Here is a 23620-nt window from a genome sequence, read left to right as displayed (position 1 = left end):
GCTCATCCACCTGTCCACCAGGCCGCATGGCTAGGATGTCTCCATGCCCGCCCCGCGTGACCGCCCGCAGGTGCCGCCCCTGCGCCGGGAGCGTCTCTACGAGACGCTCGCGAGCCACATCTCGGACTTCATCGAGGCCCAGGGCCTGGTGGGCGGTGACCGGCTGCCGCCGGAGCGCCAGCTGGCCGCCGAGCTCGGCGTGAGCCGGGCGACGCTGTCGCGGGCGCTCGCGGCCCTCGAGACCCGCGGCCGGATCGAGGTGCGCCATGGCGTGGGTGCGCTGGTGCGCGACGCCGCCACCGAGGGAGCCGGCCTCCTGCTCCCCGGCGTCGACACGCGGCCACGCGCCGAGGTCGTGGCCGCACGGGAGGCCGTGCTCGCCGGCATCGCCCGCGCCGCCGCGGTCAACCCGCAGGGCTCGCTGCGCCTGGCGATGCTCGCCGACGACGGCCGGCCGCGCAGCTTCGAGCACACCTGGCGGTGCGTACGCCGCCTCGCCGGCTCCGCCCTGCTGGCCGACCTCGACGACACGCTGGCGGAGCACGCGCCCGACCCCGCCGCGTCGGCCGACCTGCAGGCGCGCCTCGGGGAGCTCGCCGAGGCGGTCGTCCGGGGTGACGCGGCGGCTGCCGCCACTGCCTGCGTCGGCCTGCTCGGCGACGCCTGAGTCCGCGCCTCGGTGGCCGGCGGATCGGTGGCCTAGCCACCTCGCACGGCTGCCGGGGCCGTCGCGCGTTCCGCGGCGCCCGGCGGGAACAACCCGGCGCGTGCCCGGGTTGGGCCCTATGTCAGACTTGAGTCCATCCGGCTCAACTAACTTGCACCAACGTCTTCACGCACGGAGGAGAGACACACATGGCACGAGCTGTCGGCATCGACCTCGGTACGACGAACAGCGTCGTCGCGGTCCTCGAGGGCGGCGAGCCCACGGTCATCGCCAACGCGGAGGGCGCTCGGACCACTCCGTCCGTCGTGGCCTTCGCGAAGAGCGGTGAGGTGCTCGTCGGCGAGGTCGCCAAGCGCCAGGCCGTCACGAACGTCGACCGCACCATCCGGTCGGTCAAGCGCCACATGGGCACCGACTGGACCACCCACATCGGCGACCCGGTGGACAAGGACTTCACGCCGCAGCAGATCTCGGCGTTCATCCTGCAGAAGCTCAAGCGCGACGCGGAGGCCTACCTCGGCGAGACCGTCACCAACGCGGTCATCACCGTGCCGGCGTACTTCTCCGACGCGCAGCGGCAGGCCACCAAGGAGGCCGGCGAGATCGCGGGCCTCAAGGTCGACCGCATCGTCAACGAGCCGACCGCGGCCGCGCTGGCCTACGGACTCGACAAGGGCGACGACCAGACGATCCTCGTCTACGACCTCGGCGGCGGCACCTTCGACGTGTCCCTGCTCGAGATCGGCGAGGGCGTCGTCGAGGTGAAGGCCACCAGCGGCGACAACCACCTCGGTGGTGACGACTGGGACAACGCGATCGTCGAGTGGATGGTCAAGAAGTTCAAGGACGCCAACGGCGTCGACCTCTCCGCCGACAAGATCGCCGCCCAGCGCCTGCAGGAGGCCGCCGAGAAGGCGAAGATCGAGCTGTCCTCGTCGAGCGACACCACGATCCACCTTCCCTACATCACCCACGGCGAGAACGGCCCGCTGCACTTCGAGGAGCGGCTCACCCGCTCGGAGTTCCAGCGGCTCACCGCCGACCTGCTCGAGCGCACCAAGGCCCCCTTCCAGAACGTCCTCAAGGACGCCGGCGTCAAGCTCTCCGACATCGACCACGTGGTCCTCGTCGGCGGCTCGACCCGGATGCCCGCGGTGACCGACCTGGTCAAGGAGCTGCTCGGCGGCAAGGAGCCCAACAAGGGAGTCAACCCCGACGAGGTCGTCGCCGTCGGAGCCGCGCTGCAGGCCGGCGTCCTGGCCGGTGAGGTCAAGGACGTGCTGCTCCTCGACGTCACCCCGCTGAGCCTCGGCATCGAGACCAAGGGCGGCGTGTTCACGACCCTGATCGAGCGCAACACCACCATCCCGACGAAGCGCTCGGAGATCTTCACCACCGCCGACGACAACCAGCCGTCGGTCGAGATCAAGGTCGCCCAGGGTGAGCGGGCCATCTGGTCGCAGAACCAGCCCCTCGGCAACTTCGAGCTCACGGGTCTCCCGCCGGCGCCGCGCGGCGTACCGAAGATCGAGGTCACCTTCGACATCGACGCCAACGGCATCGTGCACGTCTCCGCGAAGGACCAGGCGTCGGGTCGCGAGCAGTCGATGACCATCTCCGGCGGCAGCGCGCTGTCGAAGGACGACATCGACCGCATGGTCAAGGAGGCCGAGCAGTACGCCGAGGAGGACGCCAAGCGTCGCGAGGCCGTCGAGGCCCGCAACCAGGGCGACCAGCTGGTGTACACGACCGAGAAGTTCCTCGCGGACAACGGCGACAAGATCCCGGACGACGTCAAGGCCGAGGTGACCACCGACCTCGAGGCGCTCAAGGGCGTCCTCGAGAACGCCGACGCGAGCGCCGAGGACCTCACCGCCGCCATCTCCAAGCTGGGCGAGTCCAGCCAGAAGATGGGCGCGGCGATGTACGCCGCCGCCGAGGCCGACTCCGCCGCGGCGGGGGGCTCCACCGGGGCGACCGGTGAGTCCGACGACGACGTCGTCGAGGCCGAGATCATCGACGAGGACACCGAGGGCGACGCCAAGTGACCGAGGACAACGTCCGCCCGGAGGGGGAGCAGCCGGAGGCGGCTGCTCCCTCGCCGGAGGGCGACACCACGCCCGAGGCGGCCGCGGCCGCCGAGGCGACCCCGGACGAGGCGGCCCCGGAGCAGGCGACCGAGGGCCAGGCGACCGAGGACCAGGCCACCGAGGACCAGGCCACCGAGGACCGGGCCCCCGAGGACCAGGTGCCCCAGGACCAGGGGACAGGGGACGTACGGTCGGAGGCCGAGCCGACGCCGGAGTCCGACGAGCTCGCCGTCACGAAGATGGAGCTCGAGGAGCGGACCCTCGACCTGCAGCGCCTGCAGGCCGAGTTCCTCAACTACAAGCGCCGCGTCGACCGGGACCGGGAGCTCGTGCGGGAGAACGCGACCTATGCCGCGCTCACCCCGATCATCGACGTCCTCGACACCATCGACCGGGCCCGCGAGCACGAGCCGCTCGAGGGTGGCTTCAAGGCCGTGGCCGAGCAGCTCGAGCGTGTGGTCGCGGGGCTCGGGCTGGTGAAGTTCGGTGAGCCGGGCGACGCCTTCGATCCCACCATCCACGAGGCGCTCTCGCACATCGGTGCCGACGCCGAGGTGGAGGTGACCACGTGCAAGGTGGTCGCCAAGGCCGGCTACAAGATAGGCGACCGCGTGGTCCGCGCCGCGCAGGTGCTCGTGGTCGACCCCGCTTGAGGACAGGACTCACCCCGGTGAGGAGGAGAAGGGAGGTGCGCGATGAGTGACGACGGGATCCGGTCCGACTGGGCGAACAAGGACTTCTACAAGGTGCTCGGCGTCGCGAAGTCCGCGACGCAGGACGAGATCAAGAAGGCCTACCGCAAGCTCGCGCGCGCCAACCATCCCGACTCGCATCCCGACGACGCCGCCAAGCACGAGCGGTTCAAGGCGGTCGCGGAGGCGTACGACGTCATCGGCGACCCCGAGAAGCGCAAGAAGTACGACCAGGCCCGGGAGATGTTCAGCCGCGGCGGCTTCCCCGCCGGGGCAGGCTTCGGCGGCGGCTTCGGCCAGGCTGGCTTCGGGGGCGGTGTCAACGTCGAGGACCTGCTCCGCGACCGCGCCGGCGGCGGAGGCGGGTTCGGCGACCTGTTCGGTGACCTGTTCGGCGCGGGCGGCGGCCGCGGCCGGGCCCGCGCTCCGCGGGCCAGCCGCGGTGCCGACCTCGAGACCAGCGCGACGATCGGCTTCACCGAGGCCCTCGACGGCGCCACCGTCTCGCTGCGGGTCAGCGCCGACGGCGCCTGTGCGACCTGTCGCGGCACGGGCGGCAAGCCCGGCACCCAGCCGCACGTGTGCCCCACCTGCGAGGGCAGCGGCTTCGTCACCGCCTCGGTCGGCGGGGCGTTCTCCATGAACGAGACCTGCCCGACCTGCGGCGGACGCCAGCTGGTGTACGACGACCCCTGCCCGACCTGCCACGGCTCCGGTCTGGGCCGGTCCACCCGGACCATCCAGGCGCGGATCCCGGCCGGGGTCAAGGACGGACAGCGGATCCGGCTGCGCGGCAAGGGCGCGCCGGGCGAGAACGGCGGTCCGGCGGGCGACCTCTACGTCACCGTCAAGGTCACCCCCCACCGCGTGTTCGGCCGCAAGGGGGAGCACCTCACGGTCGACGTACCGGTGTCCTTCCCGGAGCTGGCGCTCGGCGCCGAGATCCGCATCCCGACCCTCGGTGGCGCCCCGGTGACCCTCAAGGTCCCGGCCGGGACGCCGAACGGACGCACCTTCCGCGTGCGCGGCAAGGGTGCCACCAAGGCCGACGGCTCGCGGGGCGACCTGCTGGCGACGGTCGAGGTCCAGGTGCCGGGCACGCTCAGCGCGGAGGCGACCGAGGCGCTCGAGAAGTACGCCGCCGCCACGGGTGACACCCGCCTGCGCTCGGGGCTGTTCGCCGAGGAGGCCGGGCAGCGCAGCGACCAGCACCAGGACGTCGGCTGATGGCCGCCCGGGTGCCGCAGGGACCTCCGGGCGAGGAGGAGGCCGTCTACGTCATCAGCGTCGCGGCCCAGCTCAGCGGACTGCACCCGCAGACGCTGCGCACCTACGAGCGGGTCGGGCTGATCACGCCGGGGCGCACCGGTGGCGGCGGCCGGCGCTACTCCTACCGCGACATCGAGCGGCTGCGCGAGATCGCGCGGCTCACCGCCTCCGGGATCGGCATCGAGGGGGTCAAGCGGATCCTCGACCTCGAGAACGCCGTCAGCGCGCTGCGCGCTCGCAACGCCGAGCTGGTCGCCGAGCTCGAGGCCACTCGTGAGGCCCTGCGTCAGGCCGCGTCCGCCCGGCCCGCCGCTCCGCGGAGCAACCTGCCCGCCCTGCCCGGCACCACCGTCGGGCAGTCCATCGTCGTCTGGCGGCGCAATCCCTGACGAGGTGTGAGCTCTGGGGCCCCGAGGTGTGAGCTCTGGGGCCTCGCGCCCCCGCAAGTCACACCTCGCGCCCCTGCAAGTCACACCTCGCGCCCCCGCGAGTCGCACCTCGCGCCCCCACAACTCACACCTCGCGGTCAGCGGGGGAAGGTGCCCTGGCGGGCCTCGGTCCAGCAGGAGCGGTCGTCGATCCCGTCGGGGGTGGTCGTGGGGGTGCCGTTGGCGGCGAAGCCGATGTCGTCCTTGAAGGGCAGCACCTGGATGCGCAGATGGGGGAGCGTGATGTTGCCGCTCACCTGGGCCTGCCACAGCTGTCCGTAGACGCCGGTGAGGGAGCCGCGGGTCGCGTCGATGCCGGTGAACCCCTGGCCGTTGACGTGCCCGCCGTTGCCCGTGGCGCCGTAGGCCTGGGGGCCGGTGGCGCCCGGTCCGAAGAAGCCGCCGTCGTACGTCGCCGGCACGCCGAACGGGTTCGCGAGGTACGGCGCCGCACCCGGCGCGGTGGTCAGGTCCGTCGTGGCCTGGCCGATCTGCGTGCTGCCCTGCAGGTTGATGCCCCTACCCCTCAGGGTGGTCACGTCGAAGCCGGCATCGGCGGCCCGGATCTCGAGCGCGGACGTGCCGTCGCCGGCGGTGAGCTTGAGGGTGTACTTCACGGGACCGACCGTCTCGGTCTTGGACACGCACAGCCCGTCCATGCCGGCACGCGCGAAGCCCGCGCGGAGCAGGTTCTTCCAGGTGCCGTTGCCGACGCGCACCGGCGCCATGCCGAACGCGGCGTCGTCCGCGGTGATCTGCGAGGACGAGAAGGTGGCGCTCCCGTCCTGGATGACCACCGTCGCGTCGAAGCCGAGTGCCTGCTGCCAGGTCAGCGTCGCGAGGCCGCCGAGCGTCCCGAGCGAGACGGCGAGCGCGGCCCCGAGCCGTCGCCAGCGGGTGCCGTGGTGGGTGTCGTGGTGGACGGTGTCGCGGGCCGTCATCAGCTCACCGAGATCGTGGTGTCGGGCAGCTGCACGGAGTTGAGCGGGCTGCCGGAGCCGTCGACCGGGACCTCGGTGTAGGGATCCGTCGGGTTCTGCCGGTGGGTCACCAGGTAGTAGAAGTCCAGGTTGATGCCGAGCAGCGTGTAGTTCTCGCCGCCGCCGAGCCACTGGGCGAGGCCTCCGGCGAAGTCCGCCGCGCTGAGCTCGCAGGTGCCGCCGATGCCGAGGAACCCGCCCCGGGCCACGCCGCCGACCAGACCGCACGCGAGGTGGGTGGCGGTCGGGAGCTGGGCGACGGGCACCGTGAAGGAGCTCTCCGCCGTGGTGAGCACCTCGGTCCAGACCCCGGCGCCGCCGATGGTGATCGCCTGGTCCGGGTCGATGGTCAGCCGGTAGCCGGTCGCCGGCTTCGGTGCGGGGGCGTCGCCGCTGTCGGCGTACAGCTGGATGTCGGTGGTGCCGGCGCTCGGGCACGCGCCGACCGGCGTGGTGTCGCCGGTGCAGAACTGCAGCCCGCTGAACGCCACCTGGTAGAGGTCGCTCCGGCTGCCGGCCGCGGCGTAGTAGACGGTGTTGGGGAACTTGCGTCCGTACGCCGTCCGGATCTGGCCGATGGCCGCGTCCGGGTTCGAGGTGGCGACGTTGCCGGACTGGAGGTGCCAGCGCACGCCCGCCAGACAGGGATGCATCCGGCCCGCCGCGTTGAAGTCGCCCGCGCCGTTGTCCAGCTGGACCTCCTGGCGGCGCTGCTGCGGGTCGCTGCTGCCCGGCTGGTCGCAGGCGAACGGCTGGTACGCGCCGCTCCGCGCCTGCCCGAGGGCACCCTCGCCGGCCTTCGGCACGAGCACGACGGCGAGCAGGACCGCGAGCACCGCTGTGACCACCAGCCACCGCTGCCGGGCCAGGGACGTCCTCACGAGACCGCGACGGCCCGCCGGCGGCCGCCTCGGGTACGCCGCGGCGCCTTCTCGCCCCAGGCCCACACCATCGAGCCGCCGACGATGCCCAGCACCGACCCGACCAGGTAGCCGCCGAGGTTGGCCGCCACGAACGCCGCGAGCGCGAGGAGGACGGCGAGGATGCCCACCAGCCCGCGGTAGTGCGGCGCGAACCAGGCGACGAGGCCGAAGAGCACCAGCCCCCCGCCGAGGATGTAGCCGGCCGAGTAGCTCCAGCCACCGCTGACGGCGAGGAAGAAGGTGAAGAACATCGAGCGCACGATCCACACGCCAGCGGCGATGCACCACAGCCCGCCCCAGAACGGCCGGGTACGCCGGAAGGTCCGGAGCCACAGCCGGACCGCGCGCAGCCGCGGGCCCATCAGCCGGCCGCCTGCGTCGGGCAGTCGGCCTGTGTCTTGTGGCCGCCCACGACCTTGATCTTCAGGTTCGGCAAGGTGATCGCTCCCTGCAGGTTGATGCCGTAGGTGTCGCCGCCGAGTCCGCCGACGTTGAGCCGGTCGACCGTGAGGCCGAAGTCGCCGGCGTCCGGCTGCGCCTGCTGGGCCGGCCAGTCGATCCCGGCGGTGGTGTCGACGGTGTCCGCGCTCTGCCCGAGGTTCATGCCGCTGATCAGGTTGCCGAAGCCGTTCAGGGAGCGGGAGTTCACGAACAGGTTGCTCGCGGTGATGTGGTTGCCGCCGGTCAGCAGCCCGTTGGCGTCGAAGGTGAGCGGTGTGCCGGCGCCGTCGGTGGTGGTGTTGCTGCCGTTGGCGAACGAGCTCCTCACCGGGACGCCCGCGATGATCATCAACGACACCTCGCCGACGACGGGCACGGTCTCGTAGGCGATGGCGCAGAGCCCGGCGAGCTTGGCCGACCGGATGCCCAGCTCGGCGACGCCGTTGTCCTGGCCGGTCGAGCTGTCGTTGGTCGAGAGGAAGCCCGCGGCCTGGGCGCCCTGCAGGTAGTTCGAGTAGAGCTTGAACTCCTGGTTGGCCGTCGTGAAGTTCACCGCGAGCACGTTGCTGCTGACGAGCTGGAACATCGCGACCAGTGCCGCGAGCCCGCCGGCGAGCGGCACCAGCGCTCGCCGGCGGGTGCCCCGTCGCGTCCCGTCGTCGACGAGCGACCAGCGCTGCGCGAGCGGTCGCGCGAGCTGCTCCCGGAGGAGCCGACGAGCGCTCATCGCGACGCTCGCCGAGCCTGACGCCGGGCCGCCTTCGCCGCGTCCTTCTCGGCGAAGCGGGCCAGCTGCCTGTCGGAGTACGGCGTCCACGCGAACACGAGCCCGGCGCCGGTGATGCCGAGCACCATGCCGACCAGCCAGCCGCCGAGGTTGGCCAGCGGCAGCGAGGCGACGGCGAGCATCAGGGCGACGAGGGCGGGGAAGTGCCGCTGCGCGGGCCGGACGACGGCGATGCCGGCCGCGGCCAGCATGCCTCCTGCCAGCAGGAGCGGGGTGATGCTGCGCGCGCCGATGGTCGTGTAGAAGTCGAAGGTGCCGCCGAGGAGCGGCCGGGCGATGAGGTACGCCCCGAGACTGAGGACGACCGCGCCCCAGAACGGGCGGGTTCGGCGGAACCGGGCGAAGCGGTGCCGGAGCCGGGTCGCGCGGCCCGGCCGCGGCTCCGGACCGGCCGAGGCGGCCGAGGCGGTCGCGGCCGAGCTGGTCGCGCTGGTCGAGCTGGTCGTGCTGGCGCTCGGGGCGCCGAGGGTGTCAGTCATGCGAGATCCCAACGAGGCAGAGGCGGGTGCCGCGCCGGGGCGCGCAGGGGTGCGCGCGCCCCGGCGGGGCGAGTGGGGCGCGCTGCCGCGGGACGCGGCAGCCGGGGCCGGTCAGCTACCGAGGGCAACCTTGAGCGAGAGGTTGTCCAGGGCGAGGCCCTGCAGCGTGATCGCGTACGCCTTCGCGTTGACGTTCGGCAGGTCCGCCGAGCTGCTCGTCAGGGCGAAGCCGTCGGCGACGTAGCCGCTCTCGGCCGTCGTGTTGGCGAAGCCGGCGGACGACTGGGCCTGACCGATCGTGGTCGTGCCCAGCGTCGCGCCGTTCGGCGTGTTCAACGTCTGCGCGTTGAGCTGCACCGAGCCGAGCGCGATCGTGGTGTCCGTCGAGGTCACCTCGAGGTGCGCCGGCAGGTTGATGAGCGGGATCGTGACGTCGGGGGTGATGACCTCGATGCCGCTCGCGTTGGTGGTCGTGCCGGTCTCCGCGTAGATCGTGGCCTGGTCACCGCCCGCGACGTCGGCCGCGCCGGTGCGCGCCTTCAGCCCGTCACTGGTGATCCGGTCACTGTTCAGCGTGAAGCCGTCGGCCGACGACAGCACGGCGCCGACCATTCCCTGCAGCATCGCGACACCGAGACCTGCGGTGAGCAGGGTCGCCGGGACCGTGACTGCCGCGAACCGGCCCAGACGGGTCCGGCCCATTCCTTCGACCTTCTTCAACTTTCCTCCTACAAGGCACCCGCCGATCCCTCCCGAACCGGCGGTGGAACCCTGGCCGCATCCCCATGCCTGTAGGCCAAGCGTGACGGAGTGTGACACACATCTCGGGGTGTGCGCGACACCCAGTAACAGATTTCTCGCGAAGCCGTCCCGGAGAACGCCCGGCCCGCAGCCGATGACGTACCGTTCCTCGCCGTGACCCATCGCGCCGACGCCCGCCCCTGGGTGCGGACCGTGCTCGGAGTCGCAGCGCTGGTGCTGTTCTTCGCCGTGATGCTCGCTCTGATCGCGGCGCTCGCCTTCTCCGTGACGGTGACGGGCAGCAGCATGGAGCCGACGCTCTCGAGCGGCGACCGCCTGCTCGTCGACCCCCGTGGTGCCGGTGACGTCGGGCGCTTCGACATCGTGGAGAGCACCCTCGGTGACCGCGAGATCCCCGTCGTGAAGCGGGTGATCGGGCTTCCGGGCGACCAGGTCCGGGTGCGTGCCGACCTGGACCCGCCGGTCGTGCTGGTCCGGCCCGCCGCCGACGACACGACGTACGTCGTCGACAACCCGGCCTGGACCGGACGGGTGGGCGCCAAGACCGAGGCGTGCTGTGACGACGACGGTACGTCGCTGCCCGCCGGCCGCCCGCAGCAGTGGGTCACCGTGCCGGCGGCCTCGTACTGGGTGGTCGGCGACAACTGGGGCGGCTCGGACGACTCCCGGACCTTCGGCTTCGTCCGGCGCGATCAGGTCAAGGCCCGCGTCGTGCTCCGGCTCCGTCCGCTGCGCGAGATGGGCGGTCTGCCCGGCGCTCCGCGACTGGTCGCGAGGGATCCCGACTGAGCCCGGACGAGGCTCCGCGACCGCGCAGGTTGGTGTGACACCGTGACCTGAGATCCCTGTGCCGTTGGCCACAACAGGCGTTAACCTCCACCCGTCGGGTCCGTCGGTGCATGGGGGCACGGCCGGGAGCCGCAGGACGAGAGGTGCGCGTGGACGCAGTGCTGGAGTGGCTGGAGGACTGGGTCCACCACGTCGACTGGTTCGCCTTCGTGTCGATCCCGTTCTTCACCGGGATCATCGGCTGGCTGATCAACTGGTCCGGTCTGTGGATGCTCTTCAAGCCGATCGACTTCTACGGCTTCCGCGTCCCCGGCCTGCGCGAGGTGGCCGGCGTGCTGCCGCGCAAGCTGCAGGAGGTGCCCGGATGGATGGAGGGGGGACTCGGCTGGCAGGGCATCGTGCCGGCCCGCGCCGCCAAGATGGGCAGCATCGCGGTCGACAAGGTGATCGCCAAGCTCGGCACTCCCGCGGAGTTCTACGCCCAGCTCGAGCCCGACCAGATCGCCGAGCACATCGTCGCGGTCTTCCGTCCCGACCTGCCCGCGCTCGTCGACGACGTGATGATGCGCGAGCACCCCCGGCTGTGGCGCGACCTTCCCCGCCCGGTGCGCCAAGCCGTGATCGACCGGGTCCAGGCCCAGCTGCCGGGCGTGGTCAAGACGATCACCGACGAGATCGGCGTCCACATCAACCAGCTGCTCGACCCGAAGATCATGGTCATCGACCACTTCCGCAAGAACCCGGAGCTGGTCGTCAAGGTCTTCAAGGACGTCGGCCAGCGCGAGCTCAACCTGATGGTCGCCTTCGGCTTCATCTTCGGCTTCCTGCTGGGCATCCCGGTGGCGGTCGTCGACCAGACCTGGCACATCTGGTGGCTGCTGCCCCTGCTCGGTGTCGTGGTCGGGTGGACGACGAACCTGCTCGGCATGTGGCTGATCTTCGACCCGCCGGAGGAGAGGCGGATCCTCGGCATCAAGGTCCAGGGCCTGTTCCTGCGCCGCCAGGACGAGTGCGCCGAGGTGTACGCCCGGATCATCGCCGACGACGTGATCACCCTGGAGCGCATCGGCGACTTCCTCATGGACGGCCCGCGCGGCGACCGCACCCGCCAGATGATCGCCACCGCCATGCGGCCCGCGATCGACAAGGCCGCCGGTCCGCTGCGCGGCGCGGTCAACGTCGCGATGGGCGGCCGGCGCTACGACAGCATCAAGGACTCGTTCGCGAAGGAGGCGGTCGGCCGCACGATCACGCCGTTCCGCGACCCCGGCTTCAGCAAGCAGCAGTCGGAGAAGATCCGGGTGCTCATCGCGCGGCGCACCAAGGAGCTGCCGCCCAAGGACTTCGTGGAGATGATGCGCTCGGCGATCAAGGAGGACGAGTGGATGCTCTACGCCCACGGCGCGATCATGGGAGCGGCGGGCGGCTTCCTGCACCTCGGCATCTTCAACTGGGGCTGGATCCCCGGCTTCCCGCCCAACTGACGAGTCCGAGCACCGGAGAGCTGACATGACTGAGGATCTCGACAGGGACGGCCTGCCCCGGCTGCCCGCGCTGACGGGGCCCGCGGTGGCGGAGTCGCTGCCGGGCCTGGCCCGCGTCGCCGGGTCGGCAGCGCTGCACACCGCCGGGTGGGGCCTGCGCACCACGACACGGAACTGGATGCGGGTCGGGCGCGCCGTGACCAACCGCGACGAGGCTGCTTCGCTGATCCGCGACGTGGGCTCGTACGTCGGTGCGCTCGGCGAGGTCGCCCGACAGGTCTCCGACGGGGTGCCCGTCGCCACCGCGCTCATGCGGGCGGGGGAGTCGCTCGGCGCGAGCCCGGACCGGCCCCGGGAGGTCGTGGCCGTGCCCGTCGTGGACGGGCAGGTGGTCGCCTCCCGCGCCCAGTCGCTGCGCGAGCGGGGCAACGACCTGCTGGAGCGCTCCCGCGACGTGTGGAGCCAGGACGACCGGCACCCGGCGTTCGACCGGATCCTCGACGAGCTCGCGCCGGACGAGGCGCGGATCCTGGTGATGCTGCTGCGCTCCGGGCCGCAGCCCGCGGTCGACGTGCGCACCGGAGGTCCGATCGGGATGGTGAGCAGCCAGCTCATCGCTCCCGGCCTCAACATGGTCGGCCCGCGAGCCGGCCTGCGCTATCTCGAGCAGGTGCCGTCGTATCTCAACAACCTGTTCCGACTCGGCCTGGTCTGGTTCTCCCGGGAGCCGGTGCGCGACCACCTCGAGTACCAGGTGCTCGAGGCCCAGCCCGACGTCCTGGCGGCGCTGCACTCGGTGAAGTTCGCGAAGGTAGTGCGCCGCAGCATCCACCTGACGCCCTTCGGCGAGGAGTTCTGCAAGCTGGCCCTGGTCGACGAGGAGACCGCGGCGAGCGACAGCCTTCCCGAGCACGAGACGCCGCCCGAGCTCGACGCACCCTAGGGCTCCGGAGGGCTCGGCTCAGGTGACGATCCGCCCGCCCGCCGTCTGCCACCACCGCGCGGCGGCGCGGACGGGCGCCGGCAGCTCGGTCGCGGAGGCGAGGGCGGCCAGCTCCGGCTGCTGCGCCATGCCGGCCGCGAAGAGCGCCTCGTAGGCGACCCGGTCGTCGCGGGTGGTGAGCTCGCGGAGCAGGCCGCTGTCCAGGGGAACGCCGGCGAAGCCGCAGATGCTCAGCCCCGCCCCACGGAGGACGGGGTCCGCCGCGGCCAGCCAGGGCGCGGGGTCGGCCGTGTCGAAGGGGATCATCAGGTTGGCGAACGCGAAGGCGGCGCCGTGGCGGGTCACCTCGTCGGGACCGTCCAGCGCCGAGCGGCAGATCAGCTCGCGCACCGTGTCGGCGAAGGGCGAGGCGACGAGCAGGAACGACGAGGTCGTCACGTGGGTGGCGCGGAAGTCGTAGAGCACCTCGAAGAGCAGCCGCGCCAGCATCGACTCGCCGACTCCTGTGTCGCCCACCTGTGCTGCCAGGGAGGCGGCGTACGCGAAGTGGTGGTTGCGCCGGCTCCGGGTCCAGGTCGCGGCCCGTCGCGGCTCGACCAGCTCCTCGGTCAGCCGGCCGCGCACCGCCGTACGGAACTCCGGCGGGCAGTTCGCGAGCGTCGCGCTCAGGATCGGCTGGCGCAGCGGGTCGCCCGCGGCGGCGTCGCACGCGGCGGCGTACGCCGGGACCAGGGGCACCCAGTCGTCCCGGCGCAGCCCGCCGACGCTGCGCATGTTCTGGATGCCGAGGCAGCCGGCCCGCGCCACGACCCAGGACTCGTGCGACAGCAGTTCGCCGCACCACGTGACCAGCTCCGGGGTGGGCAGCTCGGTCACGGCGCTGAGCAGGTCGGCGGGGCGCTGCATGCCGGGCTGCTCGACGGCCTCGCGGACGACGTCCGCGACGACCTCGCCGTACGCGCTGCAGCGCAGCTTGCTGAGGGCCTCGTAGCGCAGCTGGTGGGCGAGCCCGGCCGCCCGGCCGAGCTCCAGGGCCAGGCGCGCCACGAGGGGCCGGATCGTGTCGGCGGTCAGCCCGAAGGCGGTGTGCACGTGGTACTCCGCGAAGCGCAGCCAGTCCTGCGCGCTGGGCGCCTCGGCCTGGACCGCCTCCACCGCGGCGCTGAAGCCTGCCAGCGTGGGCTCCGGGACGTACGGGTCGGTGTCGGGTGGCGCATAGGAGTAGGTCCGGCACAGTACGTCGATCGGCGCGCGGAGATGGCCGTCCGGCATCCCGAGCGCCCGCTCGTACGCCGCGGCGACGGCGCCGCTGCGCCGCCCGGTGGTCTCGACCCGGGAGAGCGTCGCCGGCGAGAGGTGCGGGCTGCCGCCGGCGCGGCTCGCGAAGTCCCGCAGCGGGACGCCCGCGGCGACCCGGCTCGCGCGCAGCAGCCAGCCGATCCGGGCGCCGACGTCGATCCGCGGCCCCGCGAGGGGGGTCGGGTCGTCGATCTCGCCGGTGTGCCGAGCCACGTCGCTATCGTGCCTCCGCGGCGGCGTTTCATGTCACCACCGTGCCGAAACAATCGCCTGCCGGCGGCGTCGCTGTGTCACCGTCAGGGGCAGCGCGGTCGGCCCCAGCCAGCGCGATGTGGGGTCGCGTGTCCCGCCCCGGGGACGGCGAGGACGGCTCCGGGGGCCGACCGCGACAGCTCGCGGTGGGCGGGTGGGCCCGAGAACCGTCCGCCCGCCGCGCCCCTCTCCTCCCCGCCCGGCCGGCGCTCACCCGCGCCCGCGCGCCCGCCGGACCGCGCAGCGCCGCAGCCTCGACGCCCCCTTCCCGCGCGCCGCCCGAAAATTCCAAAGTTGAGTGGAACAGACTCAACTTTGCGCACGTTGTGCCTGGTGAGCGGCCGGAGCTCTCCGGCCACGATGGAGCCAGCACTCTCGAGGAGCCAGTACATGAGCCAGTTCGGGGCCGACAAGTTCACCACGCGCAGCCGCGAGGCGATCGAGGCCGCCCAGCTCGCCGCGACCACGGCGGGCAACACCACCGTCGAGCCGGTCCACCTGCTCGTCGCCCTCCTGCTCCAGGAGGAGGGCACCGCCGCCCACCTCGTCGCGAAGGCGGGGGTGGACGTGCCCGCCCTCGTGCGGGACGCCTCGGCGGCCCGCGACGCCCTGCCGCGCGCCAGCGGCGCCACCGTCCAGCACCCGGCGGGGTCCGCCGCGCTGACCCGCGTGCTGGCGTCCGCGCTCGACCTGGCCCGGTCGATGAAGGACGAGTACGTCGCGACCGAGCACCTGCTGATCGCGCTGGCCACTGTCGAGTCGAGCGCCCAGCGGGTCCTGGCGGACGCCGGGCTGAGCGCGGACGCGCTGCGGGAGTCGCTCACCGCGGTGCGTGGCGACCGCCGGGTGACCTCGCAGGACGCCGAGGCGACCTACGAGGCGCTGGAGAAGTACTCCGTCGACCTCACCGCCGCCGCCGAGGAGGGCAAGCTCGACCCCGTCATCGGCCGTGACCAGGAGATCCGGCGCGTGGTCCAGGTGCTGTCCCGGCGTACCAAGAACAACCCGGTCCTCATCGGCGAGCCGGGCGTCGGCAAGACCGCCGTCGTCGAGGGCCTCGCGCAGCGGGTCGTCGCCGGCGACGTGCCCGACTCCCTCAAGGGCAAGCGGGTGCTGAGCCTGGACCTGATGGGCATGGTCGCGGGCGCGAAGTACCGCGGCGAGTTCGAGGAGCGGCTCAAGGCCGTGCTCGACGAGATCAAGCAGTCCGAGGGCCAGGTCATCACGTTCATCGACGAGCTGCACACCGTCGTGGGCGCGGGCGCCGGTGGCGACAGCCAGATGGACGCCGGCAACATGCTCAAGCCGATGCTCGCGCGCGGTGAGCTGCACATGATCGGCGCGACCACGCTGGACGAGTACCGCGAGTCGATCGAGAAGGACCCCGCACTGGAGCGCCGCTTCCAGCAGGTGTTCGTCGGTGAGCCGTCCGTCGAGGACACCATCCAGATCCTGCGCGGCATCCAGGAGAAGTACGAGGCCCACCACGGGGTGCGGATCACGGATGCCGCCCTCGTCGCCGCCGCGACCCTCTCCGACCGGTACATCTCCGGGCGGCAGCTGCCCGACAAGGCGATCGACCTCGTCGACGAGGCGGCGTCCCGGCTGCGGATGGAGATCGAGTCCTCCCCCGAGGAGATCGACCAGCTGCGCCGCCAGGTCGACCGGCTGAAGATGGAGGAGTTCGCGCTCGCCAAGGAGTCCGACGAGGCCTCCGTCGAGCGCCTCGAGGCGCTGCGGGCCGACCTCGCGGACAAGGAGGAGGAGCTGCGCGGCCTCGAGGCCCGCTGGGAGCGAGAGAAGGCGTCGCTGGAGGGCGAGGGCGAGCTGCGCCGCCAGCTCGACCACCTGCGGATCGAGGCCGACAAGCTGACCCGCGAGGGCAACCTCGCGGGCGCCAGCGAGATCCTCTACGGTCGCATCCCCGCGCTCGAGGAGCAGATCCGCTCCGTCGAGGCGGCCGGTGAGGGCGACGAGGGCGAGTCCGCCGAGAAGCTGGTCGGCGAGGAGGTCGGAGCGACCCAGGTCGCCGAGGTCGTCGAGGCCTGGACCGGCATCCCCACCGGGCGGCTGCTCCAGGGCGAGACCGCCAAGCTGCTCGACATGGAGCAGGTCATCGGCTCCCGCCTGATCGGTCAGGCCGAGGCGGTGCGCGCGGTCAGCGACGCCGTACGGCGGGCGCGGGCGGGGATCTCCGACCCCAACCGTCCCACCGGGTCGTTCCTCTTCCTCGGTCCGACCGGTGTCGGCAAGACCGAGCTCGCGAAGTCCCTCGCGGACTTCCTCTTCGACGACGACCGCGCGATCGTGCGCATCGACATGAGCGAGTACGCCGAGAAGCACTCGGTCGCGCGCCTGGTGGGCGCTCCTCCCGGCTATGTCGGCTACGACGAGGGCGGCCAGCTCACCGAGGCCGTGCGCCGTCGCCCGTACTCGGTGGTGCTGCTCGACGAGGTCGAGAAGGCCCACCCCGAGGTGTTCGACATCCTGCTCCAGGTGCTCGACGACGGGCGGCTCACCGACGGCCAGGGGCGCACGGTCGACTTCCGCAACACGATCCTGATCCTCACCTCCAACCTGGGCTCGCAGTTCCTGGTCGACCCGTCGCTGTCGCCGGAGGTCCAGAAGGAGTCGGTGATGGGCGTGGTGCGCCAGTCGTTCAAGCCGGAGTTCCTCAACCGTCTCGACGAGATCGTCACCTTCGACGCCCTCACCCGTGCGGATCTCGCGCAGATCGTCGAGCTGCTGCTGCGCTCCCTGGAGGCCCGCCTGTCGGCGCGCCGGATCTCGCTCTCCGTCACCCCGGAGGCCCGCGAGTGGCTGGCCGACGTCGGCTACGACCCGGCGTACGGCGCCCGCCCGCTGCGCCGGCTGATCCAGACCGCGATCGGCGACCCGCTCGCGCGGATGCTGATCGGCGGCGAGGTCACCGACGGGGGGGCGGTCACCGTCGACCGTGGTGCCGAGGGGCTGGTGCTGCTCGCGGGGTGAGGCGCGGGGGCGCGGGAATCGCCGCTGGAGCGGTGGTTCCCGCGGTCCCTGGCCTTTGCAAGGCTCAAGAAGCGCAGGAAGCGGCCAGGAAGTACGCCGCCTGGGGCGGTCTGATGGAATGGGCCCATGAGCCAGGAGCAGCCCCGACCGGGACAGGCGACGCTGGCCGGAGCGTTGATCGTCGGCGGGTCGGTGTTCGTCGTGCTGGCCGCCTGGCAGCGGATCTCGACCCTCCACACCCTCGAGGCGCAGGAGGAGCTCGGCCGCATCCTGGGCGACGGGATGACCTCCGAGCTCGGCCTGTCGGTCGACGGGCTCGCGACGATGATCCGGGTGCTCTGCCTGGTCGGCGCCGGCGCCGCGACCGCGTCCGCGATCCTCGGCATCCAGGTCTTCAAGCGCTCGGCGAGCGCCCGGGTCGCGCTCACCGCCCTCGCCCCGCTGCTCTTCGTCGGCGGCCTGGCGACCGCGGGCTTCCTCGCCCCGATGGTGATCGCCGGCATCGCGCTCCTCTGGCTGCAGCCCACCCGGGACTGGTACGCCGGGCGCCCATGGGTCCAGCGCTACGAGGAGCGCCGCGCCGCCCGCCTGGCTGCGCTGCGGCCGCCGGGCCAGCAGTCGCCCGCGGCACCCCCGCGCACGCCGGCTCCGGGGCCGACCCCGCCGCTCCCTCCCGGACCGGAGGCGACGGGCGCCGTGCCGAGCGCCCCGCAGGCCGGCTGGGCGCCCGCCGCCCACCAGCCGGCGCGCCGGGGTCCGCGCCCGCCGGCGCTCGTCGCCGCCTGCACCGTCACCTGGCTGACCTGCGCCCTCGTGCTCGCGGGCCTCGCGGTGACGGCGGCCGTCATCCCCTCGCAGAGCGACGAGCTCTTCGCCGAGATGATGCGCCAGCAGCCGGAGCTGATGAAGGAGTCCGAGCTCGGCGAGAAGGATCTCCTCGCCGTCCTCTACGTCGTCCTCACCGGCCTGATGCTGTGGGCGCTCGCGGCCGTCGTCCTGGCCGGGCTCGCGTTCCTCGGCCAGGGATGGGCCCGGATCGTGCTCGCCCTCTCGGCGGGCAGCGCGGCGGCGGTCGCGCTCTTCTTCACCCTCGCCGCCTGGCCGCTGGTCCTCCTGGTCGCCGCCATGGCCGGCACGACCTGGCTGCTGGTGCGCCCCGAGGTCGGACGCTGGTACGCCGGACGCTGAGCCGCCGGGACCTCCGTCGACGGAGTCTCAGGCGTGCAGGTCCGCCGCGCCCAGGCGGCGTACCGCCTCTGCGATGACGTCGGGGCGCTTGCAGAACGCCCAGCGGACCAGGTGCCGGCCGCCGCCGGGTGCGTCCGGGTCGTCGTAGAAGACCTCCGAGGGGATCGCCACGACGCCGGCCCGGTCGGGGAGCGCGCGGCAGAAGTCCCCGCCGCTGGCCCAGCCGAGAGCGCTCACGTCGGTGGTGGCGAAGTAGGTGCCCTCGGGGAGGTAGGTCGTCAGACCGGCCGCGCGCAGGCCCTCGACCAGCTGGTCGCGCTGGGCCTGGAGGTCGCGCGCGAGCCCGGTCGGGAAGGCGTCGCCGGCGTCGAGGGCGGCGGCCACCGCCGGCTGCAGGGGCGACCCGGAGGTGAACGTCAGCCACTGCTTGGCCGCCGTGACGGCGGCGACGAGCTCGGCAGGCCCCGTCGCCCAGCCGACCTTCCAACCCGTGACGGACCAGGACTTGCCGGCGCTGGAGAGGGTGAGGGTGCGCTCGGCCATGCCCGGCAGGGTCGCGATGGGGACGTGTCGGCGTCCGTCGAAGGTCAGGTGCTCGTAGACCTCGTCGGTGACCACCAGCAGGTCGTGCTCCACCGCCACCCGCGCCACCGCCGCGAGCTCGTCGGCGTCGAGCACCCGGCCGGTCGGGTTGTGCGGCGTGTTCAGCAGGATCAGCCGGGTCCGCGGGGACACGGCCGCCGCGAGCTCGGCCGGGTCGAGCCGGAACTCCGGCGCGCGCAGGGTCACCGGGCGCCGTACGCCGCCGGCGAAGGCGATCATCGCCGTGTAGGAGTCGTAGTACGGCTCGAGCACCACCACCTCGTCGCCGGGGTCGACGAGCCCGAGGAGCGCCCCGGCGATCGCCTCCGTGCAGCCGGTCGTGACGACCACCTGCCGGTCCGGGTCGAGCTCGATCCCGTAGCGGCGCTGCTGGTGCCGCGCGATCGCCTGCCGCAGGGCCGGCACGCCCGGCCCGGGCGCGTACTGGTTCGCGCCGCCGCGCAGTGCCGCGACGGCGGCGTCGATGATCGCGGGCGGCCCGTCGGTGTCGGGGAAGCCCTGGCCGAGGTTGACCGATCCGGTCCGCACGGCGAGCGCGGACATCTCGGCGAAGATGGTCGCGCCCATGCCGGCGACGCGTCGGGCTGCAGGAGGCACGGGGACGACGATAGATAACCTTCGGTCGTGACGACCACGGACACCGCCCTCGCCGCCGACATCGACGCCACCTGCCGCCTCACCGGGGAGTTCACGCTCCGCTCCGGTCAGGTCAGCAACGAGTACTTCGACAAGTACCTCTTCGAGGCCGACCCCCAGCTGCTCGCGCGGGTGGCCCGCGAGGTCGCCCAGCTGCTGCCTGCCGAGATCGACCTGCTCGGGGCTCTCGAGATGGGCGGCATCCCGATCGCGACCGCCGTCAGCCAGCTCGTCGGCATCCCCCTGGTGTTCGTCCGCAAGAAGGCCAAGGAGTACGGCACCGCCAAGCTCGCGGAGGGACCGTCGTACGACGGCAGGAAGGTCGTGCTGATCGAGGACGTCATCACGACCGGCGGAGCGGTGCGCGACGCGACGACCGCGCTGCGGGCGGGCGGCGCCGTGGTCGAGACGGTCGTGTGCGCCATCGACCGCAGCCCCGAGGGCGTGAACCCCCTCGCCGACGTCGGCCTCGAGGTGCGCGCGGTCCTCACCAAGGCGGAGCTGGACGCGGCGCGGGCGGCCGCCCAGGACTGAGCAGCCGCCCGTTCCGCACCCGACAGCCGGGCTCAGCCCTCGCTCGGCGCCCCGGCGATGTTGACCAGCCAGTCGACGCCGTACTTGTCGCGGAGCATGCCGAAGCTGTCGCCCCAGGGCGCCTGCTCGAGCGGCTGGTGGACGGTGGCGCCGTCGGAGAGCCCCTCCCACCATGCCCGCAGCGTCGCCTCGTCCTCGGCGGGCCCGCTGATGCTCACCTGCTGGGTCTGCGGCTCCCCCGGGACGTGCGAGGGGTGGTCGGCGCCCATGAGGAGCACCGAGTCGGACACGGACAGCGCCGCGTGCATGACCCAGTCGACCTCGTTCTCCGCCACGCCCATCGACGTGCCGCCCATGTCGGCGAAGGTCATCACGGTGAGCTCGCCGCCGAGCACGGACTGGTAGAACTCCATCGCCTCGCGGGCCTGGCCGCGCCAGTTGATGTAGGGGTTGAGGTTGATCGCCATCGTCGGCTCCTTGGTGTCGGTCGGATCGTCACCTGTCGAGACCGGGCGGCCTCGGAGGATTCATCGCAGCGGCGGCCGAACGCTCATACGCGGGAGCGGCGTCAGTCGGCGGCGGTCTCGTGCCGCGTGGTGTCCATGCCCGCGATGTCGCGGTCCGGCACGCCGTCGTGGTCGAGGTCCTCGGCCGCGTGGCCGCCGGTACGCCGGTGCCGCCACCACTCCCATGCCAGCGGGATGGCGGAGAAGGCCAGGATGGCGAGGGTGACGTAGTCGATGTTCTCGCCCAGCGCCGGGATGGCCGCGCCGAGGAAGTAGCCCAGCAGCGTGATGGAGATGACCCAGAGCAGCGCGCCCACGACGCTCCACACGAAGAAGCGGCGGCGCTCCATCATCGTGACGCCCGCGACCACCGTGATGTAGGTGCGCACGAACGGCACGAACCTGCCGATCACCAGCGCCTTGTTGCCGTGCTTGTCGAAGAAGGCGCTGGTCTGGTCGAAGTACTTGCGCTTGAGCACGCGCCCGTCGCGCTCGTAGAGCGGCGGCCCGATCTTGCGCCCGATCTCGTAGCCCGCGACGTTGCCCGCGAAGGCCGCGACGATCAGCAGCGCCATCGCGATGACCAGCTCGGCGGGCTCGTTGGAGATGCCGACCACGGAGTAGCCGGTCGTGTTGCTGCCCGCGATGAACAGCCCGAGCGCGAACAGCAGGGTGTCGCCGGGCAGGAACGGGAAGAACAGGCCGCACTCGACGAAGACGATGGCGATCGCGATCCAGATGAACGTGTTGCCGTACTCGTGCTGCAGCCACTCCGGATCCAGCCACTTGATGCCCAGCAGCATCGGCACCAGGAGCGGGGTCGCGACCAGCGAGTTCACGCGCTCACGCTACCTGTCGGTGCCCAACGGTGTGACGGTTAGGGTGCGATCCGTGGAGCGACCCGGTGAGGAGGACCAGCGGGCGCCGTACGACCCGATGCCGCACGGCCCGGCCGAGGTCGGGGTCGGCCCGTGGACGGGTCCGTGGCCGCAGGGTCCGGGCAGCGAGGTGTACGACGAGCAGCTGCTGCGCGAGGGCGACCGGCGCAACGTCGTCGACCGCTATCGGTACTGGTCGGTCGAGGCGATCGTGGCGGACCTCGACCGCCGTCGCCACGGCTTCCACGTCGCGATCGAGAACTGGCAACACGACTTCAACATCGGGACCATCGTGCGCTCCGCGAACGCCTTCCTCGCCGCCGAGGTGCACATCGTCGGCAACCGCCGCTGGAACCGGCGGGGCGCCATGGTCACCGACCGCTACCAGCACGTGCGGCACCACCCGACGGTGGCCGAGCTGCAGGCGTACCTCGCCGAGCAGGGGGTGCCGCTACTGGGCATCGACAACCTGCCCGGCTCAGAGCACCTGGAGACGATGGCCCTCCCCGAGCGCGTCTGCTTCCTCTTCGGGCAGGAGGGCCCCGGCCTCTCGGACGCCGCCCGCCAGGCCTGCGACGGGACGTTCTCCATCGCCCAGTTCGGCTCGACCCGCTCGATCAACGCCTCGGCCGCCGCCGCCATCGCGATGCACTCCTGGGTCCGGCAGCACGCCGACCTGAGCAGCGGCGAGGCTTGGCGGGGGTGAGGGTCTGCTGAGGCGGACGCGGCGGGCGGCGGGCGTCGGATTCACCACGGGATGTAGCCGAATCCGCACTTCTGTAGTGGAGATCCACACGGGATGTGCGCACTCGCCTACATCCCGTGGTGAATCCGCGCCGCCCGGTCCACCGCAGCCGCCCCGCCGACACCACCCGGCCACCTGAGGTCCACAGGCCCTGCCCCGGCCGCGGACGCTCACGGTAGGTTGAGGCGGACGTAACCGGACCCCGTGCAGGAGCCAGCCAGCATGCCCATCGCCACCCCTGAGAAGTACGCCGAGATGCTCGACGCCGCGAAGGCGGGCTCGTTCGCCTTCCCGGCCATCAACGTCACGTCCTCGCAGACGCTCAACGCCGCGCTGAAGGGCTTCGCCGACGCCGGCTCGGACGGCATCCTGCAGGTGTCGACCGGTGGTGCGGAGTACCTCTCCGGGCCGTCGGTGAAGGACATGGTCACCGGCTCGGTCGCCTTCGCCGCGTACGCCGCGGAGGTCGCGAAGAACTACCCGGTCAACATCGCCCTGCACACCGACCACTGCCCCAAGGACAAGCTCGACGCCTTCGTCCGCCCGCTCCTCGCGCTCTCCGCCGAGCGGGTCGCCCGGGGCGAGGCTCCGCTCTTCCAGTCGCACATGTGGGACGGCTCCGCCGTACCGCTCGACGAGAACCTGCAGATCGCCGAGGAGCTGCTGGCCAAGGCCGCCGCGGCCCACGTGATCCTCGAGATCGAGGTCGGTGTCGTCGGCGGCGAGGAGGACGGCATCGTCGGGGCGATCGACGAGAAGCTCTACACCACGCCGGAGGACGCGCTGGCGACGGTGCGCGCGCTCGGGGTGGGTGAGAAGGGCCGCTACCTGACGGCGCTGACCTTCGGCAACGTGCACGGCGTCTACAAGCCGGGCAACGTCAAGCTGCGTCCGGAGATCCTGCGCGACGCGCAGGCGGCGGTCGTCGCCGAGCTCGGCCTCGACGAGGGGGCCCGGCCGTTCGACCTGGTCTTCCACGGCGGGTCCGGCTCGACGGCCGAGGAGATCGCGGCCGCCGTCGACTACGGCGTGGTGAAGATGAACGTCGACACCGACACGCAGTACGCCTTCACCCGCCCGGCCGCGGACCACATGTTCCGCAACTACGACGGCGTGCTGAAGATCGACGGCGAGGTCGGCGACAAGAAGGCCTACGACCCGCGGTCCTGGGGCAAGGCCGCCGAGGCGGGCATGGCCGCCCGCGTCGTCGAGGCGGCCGAGAACCTGCGCTCGGCCGGCAAGACCGTCGGCTGA

The 23620-nt window shown here is 72.3% G+C and carries 23 protein-coding genes; 13 read left to right on the top strand and 10 right to left on the bottom strand.

Translation table 11 applies throughout. The annotated features are described in order from the left end of the window. Nucleotides 1-43: 43 nt before the first annotated feature. From ACJ5H2_RS19040 to ACJ5H2_RS19020, 5 genes are all read left to right on the top strand, one after another. Nucleotides 44-667 (top strand): FadR/GntR family transcriptional regulator, encoded by a 624-nt coding sequence (locus ACJ5H2_RS19040; RefSeq protein WP_408897008.1) that lies wholly within the window; start codon nt 44-46, stop codon nt 665-667. Between the two features lie 188 nt (nt 668-855). Beyond that, nucleotides 856-2715: a molecular chaperone DnaK gene (gene dnaK, locus ACJ5H2_RS19035; RefSeq protein WP_408897007.1), complete on the top strand. Its 1860-nt coding sequence runs from the start codon at nt 856-858 to the stop codon at nt 2713-2715. Further along, nucleotides 2712-3410 (top strand): nucleotide exchange factor GrpE, encoded by a 699-nt coding sequence (gene grpE, locus ACJ5H2_RS19030; RefSeq protein ID WP_408897006.1) that lies wholly within the window; start codon nt 2712-2714, stop codon nt 3408-3410. Before dnaK ends, grpE begins: the two co-directional genes overlap by 4 nt. Before the next feature lie 42 nt (nt 3411-3452). Further along, on the top strand, nt 3453-4676 hold the full coding sequence (dnaJ, locus tag ACJ5H2_RS19025; RefSeq protein ID WP_408897005.1) for a molecular chaperone DnaJ: 1224 nt from the start codon (nt 3453-3455) through the stop codon (nt 4674-4676). Beyond that, nucleotides 4676-5107: a heat shock protein transcriptional repressor HspR gene (locus ACJ5H2_RS19020; protein ID WP_408897004.1), complete on the top strand. Its 432-nt coding sequence runs from the start codon at nt 4676-4678 to the stop codon at nt 5105-5107. The genes dnaJ and ACJ5H2_RS19020 overlap by 1 nt, the downstream gene beginning before the upstream one ends. A gap of 137 nt (nt 5108-5244) precedes the next feature. On the opposite strand, the gene ACJ5H2_RS19015 is transcribed toward ACJ5H2_RS19020, so the two are convergent. From ACJ5H2_RS19015 to ACJ5H2_RS18990, 6 genes are all read right to left on the bottom strand, one after another. Next, nucleotides 5245-6087, bottom strand: a complete 843-nt coding sequence (locus ACJ5H2_RS19015; RefSeq protein ID WP_408897003.1) for a DUF6230 family protein — start codon at nt 6085-6087, stop codon at nt 5245-5247. Next, a complete protein-coding gene (locus ACJ5H2_RS19010) occupies nt 6087-7007 on the bottom strand; it encodes a hypothetical protein (RefSeq protein ID WP_408897002.1) in 921 nt (306 codons plus the stop codon). The genes ACJ5H2_RS19015 and ACJ5H2_RS19010 overlap by 1 nt, the downstream gene beginning before the upstream one ends. Beyond that, nucleotides 7004-7411 carry a DUF6114 domain-containing protein gene (locus tag ACJ5H2_RS19005; protein WP_408897001.1) on the bottom strand — a complete coding sequence of 136 codons (408 nt, stop codon included), beginning with the start codon at nt 7409-7411 and terminating at the stop codon, nt 7004-7006. The genes ACJ5H2_RS19010 and ACJ5H2_RS19005 overlap by 4 nt, the downstream gene beginning before the upstream one ends. Next, nucleotides 7411-8217 carry a DUF6230 family protein gene (locus tag ACJ5H2_RS19000; RefSeq protein ID WP_408897000.1) on the bottom strand — a complete coding sequence of 269 codons (807 nt, stop codon included), beginning with the start codon at nt 8215-8217 and terminating at the stop codon, nt 7411-7413. The genes ACJ5H2_RS19005 and ACJ5H2_RS19000 overlap by 1 nt, the downstream gene beginning before the upstream one ends. After that, nucleotides 8214-8756 (bottom strand): DUF6114 domain-containing protein, encoded by a 543-nt coding sequence (locus ACJ5H2_RS18995; protein ID WP_408896999.1) that lies wholly within the window; start codon nt 8754-8756, stop codon nt 8214-8216. Before ACJ5H2_RS18995 ends, ACJ5H2_RS19000 begins: the two co-directional genes overlap by 4 nt. Nucleotides 8757-8867: 111 nt before the next feature. After that, the gene (locus ACJ5H2_RS18990) at nt 8868-9458 is read right to left on the bottom strand and encodes a DUF6230 family protein (protein WP_408896998.1); all 591 of its coding nucleotides are present in this window, start codon (nt 9456-9458) and stop codon (nt 8868-8870) included. Nucleotides 9459-9671: 213 nt separating this feature from the next. Between ACJ5H2_RS18990 and lepB the strand changes: the two genes are divergently transcribed. The 3 genes from lepB to ACJ5H2_RS18975 all read left to right on the top strand — a co-directional run bounded on the left by lepB (nt 9672) and on the right by ACJ5H2_RS18975 (nt 12734). Continuing rightward, entirely contained in the window at nt 9672-10307 is a 636-nt protein-coding gene (gene lepB, locus ACJ5H2_RS18985; RefSeq protein WP_408896997.1) for a signal peptidase I, read from the top strand. 149 nt (nt 10308-10456) lie between these two features. Continuing rightward, nucleotides 10457-11791, top strand: a complete 1335-nt coding sequence (locus tag ACJ5H2_RS18980; protein ID WP_408896996.1) for a hypothetical protein — start codon at nt 10457-10459, stop codon at nt 11789-11791. Between the two features lie 25 nt (nt 11792-11816). Continuing rightward, nucleotides 11817-12734 (top strand): Abi-alpha family protein, encoded by a 918-nt coding sequence (locus tag ACJ5H2_RS18975; RefSeq protein ID WP_408896995.1) that lies wholly within the window; start codon nt 11817-11819, stop codon nt 12732-12734. An 18-nt stretch (nt 12735-12752) separates the two neighbouring features. Here the strand turns inward: ACJ5H2_RS18975 and ACJ5H2_RS18970 are convergent, their stop codons facing one another. Then, nucleotides 12753-14246, bottom strand: coding sequence for a helix-turn-helix domain-containing protein (locus ACJ5H2_RS18970; protein WP_408896994.1), 1494 nt, complete (start codon nt 14244-14246; stop codon nt 12753-12755). Nucleotides 14247-14675: 429 nt separating this feature from the next. On the opposite strand from ACJ5H2_RS18970, the gene clpB reads away from it, so the two are divergent. Beyond that, complete coding sequence (clpB, locus tag ACJ5H2_RS18965) at nt 14676-17276, top strand: ATP-dependent chaperone ClpB (protein ID WP_408896993.1); 2601 nt, start codon at nt 14676-14678, stop codon at nt 17274-17276. 126 nt (nt 17277-17402) lie between these two features. Next, a complete protein-coding gene (locus ACJ5H2_RS18960) occupies nt 17403-18464 on the top strand; it encodes a hypothetical protein (protein WP_408896992.1) in 1062 nt (353 codons plus the stop codon). Nucleotides 18465-18491: 27 nt separating this feature from the next. On the opposite strand, the gene ACJ5H2_RS18955 is transcribed toward ACJ5H2_RS18960, so the two are convergent. After that, nucleotides 18492-19664 carry a pyridoxal phosphate-dependent aminotransferase gene (locus tag ACJ5H2_RS18955; protein ID WP_408896990.1) on the bottom strand — a complete coding sequence of 391 codons (1173 nt, stop codon included), beginning with the start codon at nt 19662-19664 and terminating at the stop codon, nt 18492-18494. Nucleotides 19665-19691: 27 nt separating this feature from the next. Between ACJ5H2_RS18955 and pyrE the strand changes: the two genes are divergently transcribed. Next, entirely contained in the window at nt 19692-20237 is a 546-nt protein-coding gene (gene pyrE, locus ACJ5H2_RS18950; protein WP_408896989.1) for an orotate phosphoribosyltransferase, read from the top strand. Between the two features lie 32 nt (nt 20238-20269). Here pyrE and ACJ5H2_RS18945 read toward each other — a convergent pair whose 3' ends face one another. Together ACJ5H2_RS18945 and ACJ5H2_RS18940 are read right to left on the bottom strand one after the other, a co-directional pair. Next, a complete protein-coding gene (locus ACJ5H2_RS18945) occupies nt 20270-20704 on the bottom strand; it encodes a VOC family protein (RefSeq protein WP_408896988.1) in 435 nt (144 codons plus the stop codon). 101 nt (nt 20705-20805) lie between these two features. Continuing rightward, entirely contained in the window at nt 20806-21582 is a 777-nt protein-coding gene (locus ACJ5H2_RS18940) for a DedA family protein (protein WP_408896987.1), read from the bottom strand. A gap of 97 nt (nt 21583-21679) precedes the next feature. Between ACJ5H2_RS18940 and ACJ5H2_RS18935 the strand changes: the two genes are divergently transcribed. Together ACJ5H2_RS18935 and fbaA are read left to right on the top strand one after the other, a co-directional pair. Next, complete coding sequence (locus tag ACJ5H2_RS18935; protein ID WP_408899651.1) at nt 21680-22327, top strand: TrmH family RNA methyltransferase; 648 nt, start codon at nt 21680-21682, stop codon at nt 22325-22327. Between the two features lie 261 nt (nt 22328-22588). Then, nucleotides 22589-23620: a class II fructose-bisphosphate aldolase gene (fbaA, locus tag ACJ5H2_RS18930; protein ID WP_408896986.1), complete on the top strand. Its 1032-nt coding sequence runs from the start codon at nt 22589-22591 to the stop codon at nt 23618-23620.

Origin of the sequence: Nocardioides pymetrozini (assembly GCF_046058985.1) — a bacterium.
Classification (GTDB): Bacteria; Actinomycetota; Actinomycetes; order Propionibacteriales; family Nocardioidaceae; genus Nocardioides.
Note: the sequence above shows the minus strand (reverse complement) of the source record. Positions and strands in the feature narration are given on the sequence as shown.

What these genes read in the sequence shown, in the direction of transcription:
- ACJ5H2_RS19040 (WP_408897008.1), top strand. Translation starts at nt 44, where the DNA reads ATGCCCGCCCCGCGTGACCGCCCGCAGGTGCCGCCCCTGCGCCGGGAG.
- dnaK (WP_408897007.1), top strand. Translation starts at nt 856, where the DNA reads ATGGCACGAGCTGTCGGCATCGACCTCGGTACGACGAACAGCGTCGTC.
- dnaJ (WP_408897005.1), top strand. Translation starts at nt 3,453, where the DNA reads ATGAGTGACGACGGGATCCGGTCCGACTGGGCGAACAAGGACTTCTAC.
- ACJ5H2_RS19020 (WP_408897004.1), top strand. Translation starts at nt 4,676, where the DNA reads ATGGCCGCCCGGGTGCCGCAGGGACCTCCGGGCGAGGAGGAGGCCGTC.
- ACJ5H2_RS19015 (WP_408897003.1), bottom strand. Translation starts at nt 6,087, where the DNA reads ATGACGGCCCGCGACACCGTCCACCACGACACCCACCACGGCACCCGC.
- ACJ5H2_RS19005 (WP_408897001.1), bottom strand. Translation starts at nt 7,411, where the DNA reads ATGGGCCCGCGGCTGCGCGCGGTCCGGCTGTGGCTCCGGACCTTCCGG.
- ACJ5H2_RS19000 (WP_408897000.1), bottom strand. Translation starts at nt 8,217, where the DNA reads ATGAGCGCTCGTCGGCTCCTCCGGGAGCAGCTCGCGCGACCGCTCGCG.
- ACJ5H2_RS18995 (WP_408896999.1), bottom strand. Translation starts at nt 8,756, where the DNA reads ATGACTGACACCCTCGGCGCCCCGAGCGCCAGCACGACCAGCTCGACC.
- ACJ5H2_RS18990 (WP_408896998.1), bottom strand. Translation starts at nt 9,458, where the DNA reads ATGGGCCGGACCCGTCTGGGCCGGTTCGCGGCAGTCACGGTCCCGGCG.
- ACJ5H2_RS18975 (WP_408896995.1), top strand. Translation starts at nt 11,817, where the DNA reads ATGACTGAGGATCTCGACAGGGACGGCCTGCCCCGGCTGCCCGCGCTG.
- clpB (WP_408896993.1), top strand. Translation starts at nt 14,676, where the DNA reads ATGAGCCAGTTCGGGGCCGACAAGTTCACCACGCGCAGCCGCGAGGCG.
- ACJ5H2_RS18960 (WP_408896992.1), top strand. Translation starts at nt 17,403, where the DNA reads ATGAGCCAGGAGCAGCCCCGACCGGGACAGGCGACGCTGGCCGGAGCG.
- ACJ5H2_RS18945 (WP_408896988.1), bottom strand. Translation starts at nt 20,704, where the DNA reads ATGGCGATCAACCTCAACCCCTACATCAACTGGCGCGGCCAGGCCCGC.
- ACJ5H2_RS18935 (WP_408899651.1), top strand. Translation starts at nt 21,680, where the DNA reads ATGCCGCACGGCCCGGCCGAGGTCGGGGTCGGCCCGTGGACGGGTCCG.
- fbaA (WP_408896986.1), top strand. Translation starts at nt 22,589, where the DNA reads ATGCCCATCGCCACCCCTGAGAAGTACGCCGAGATGCTCGACGCCGCG.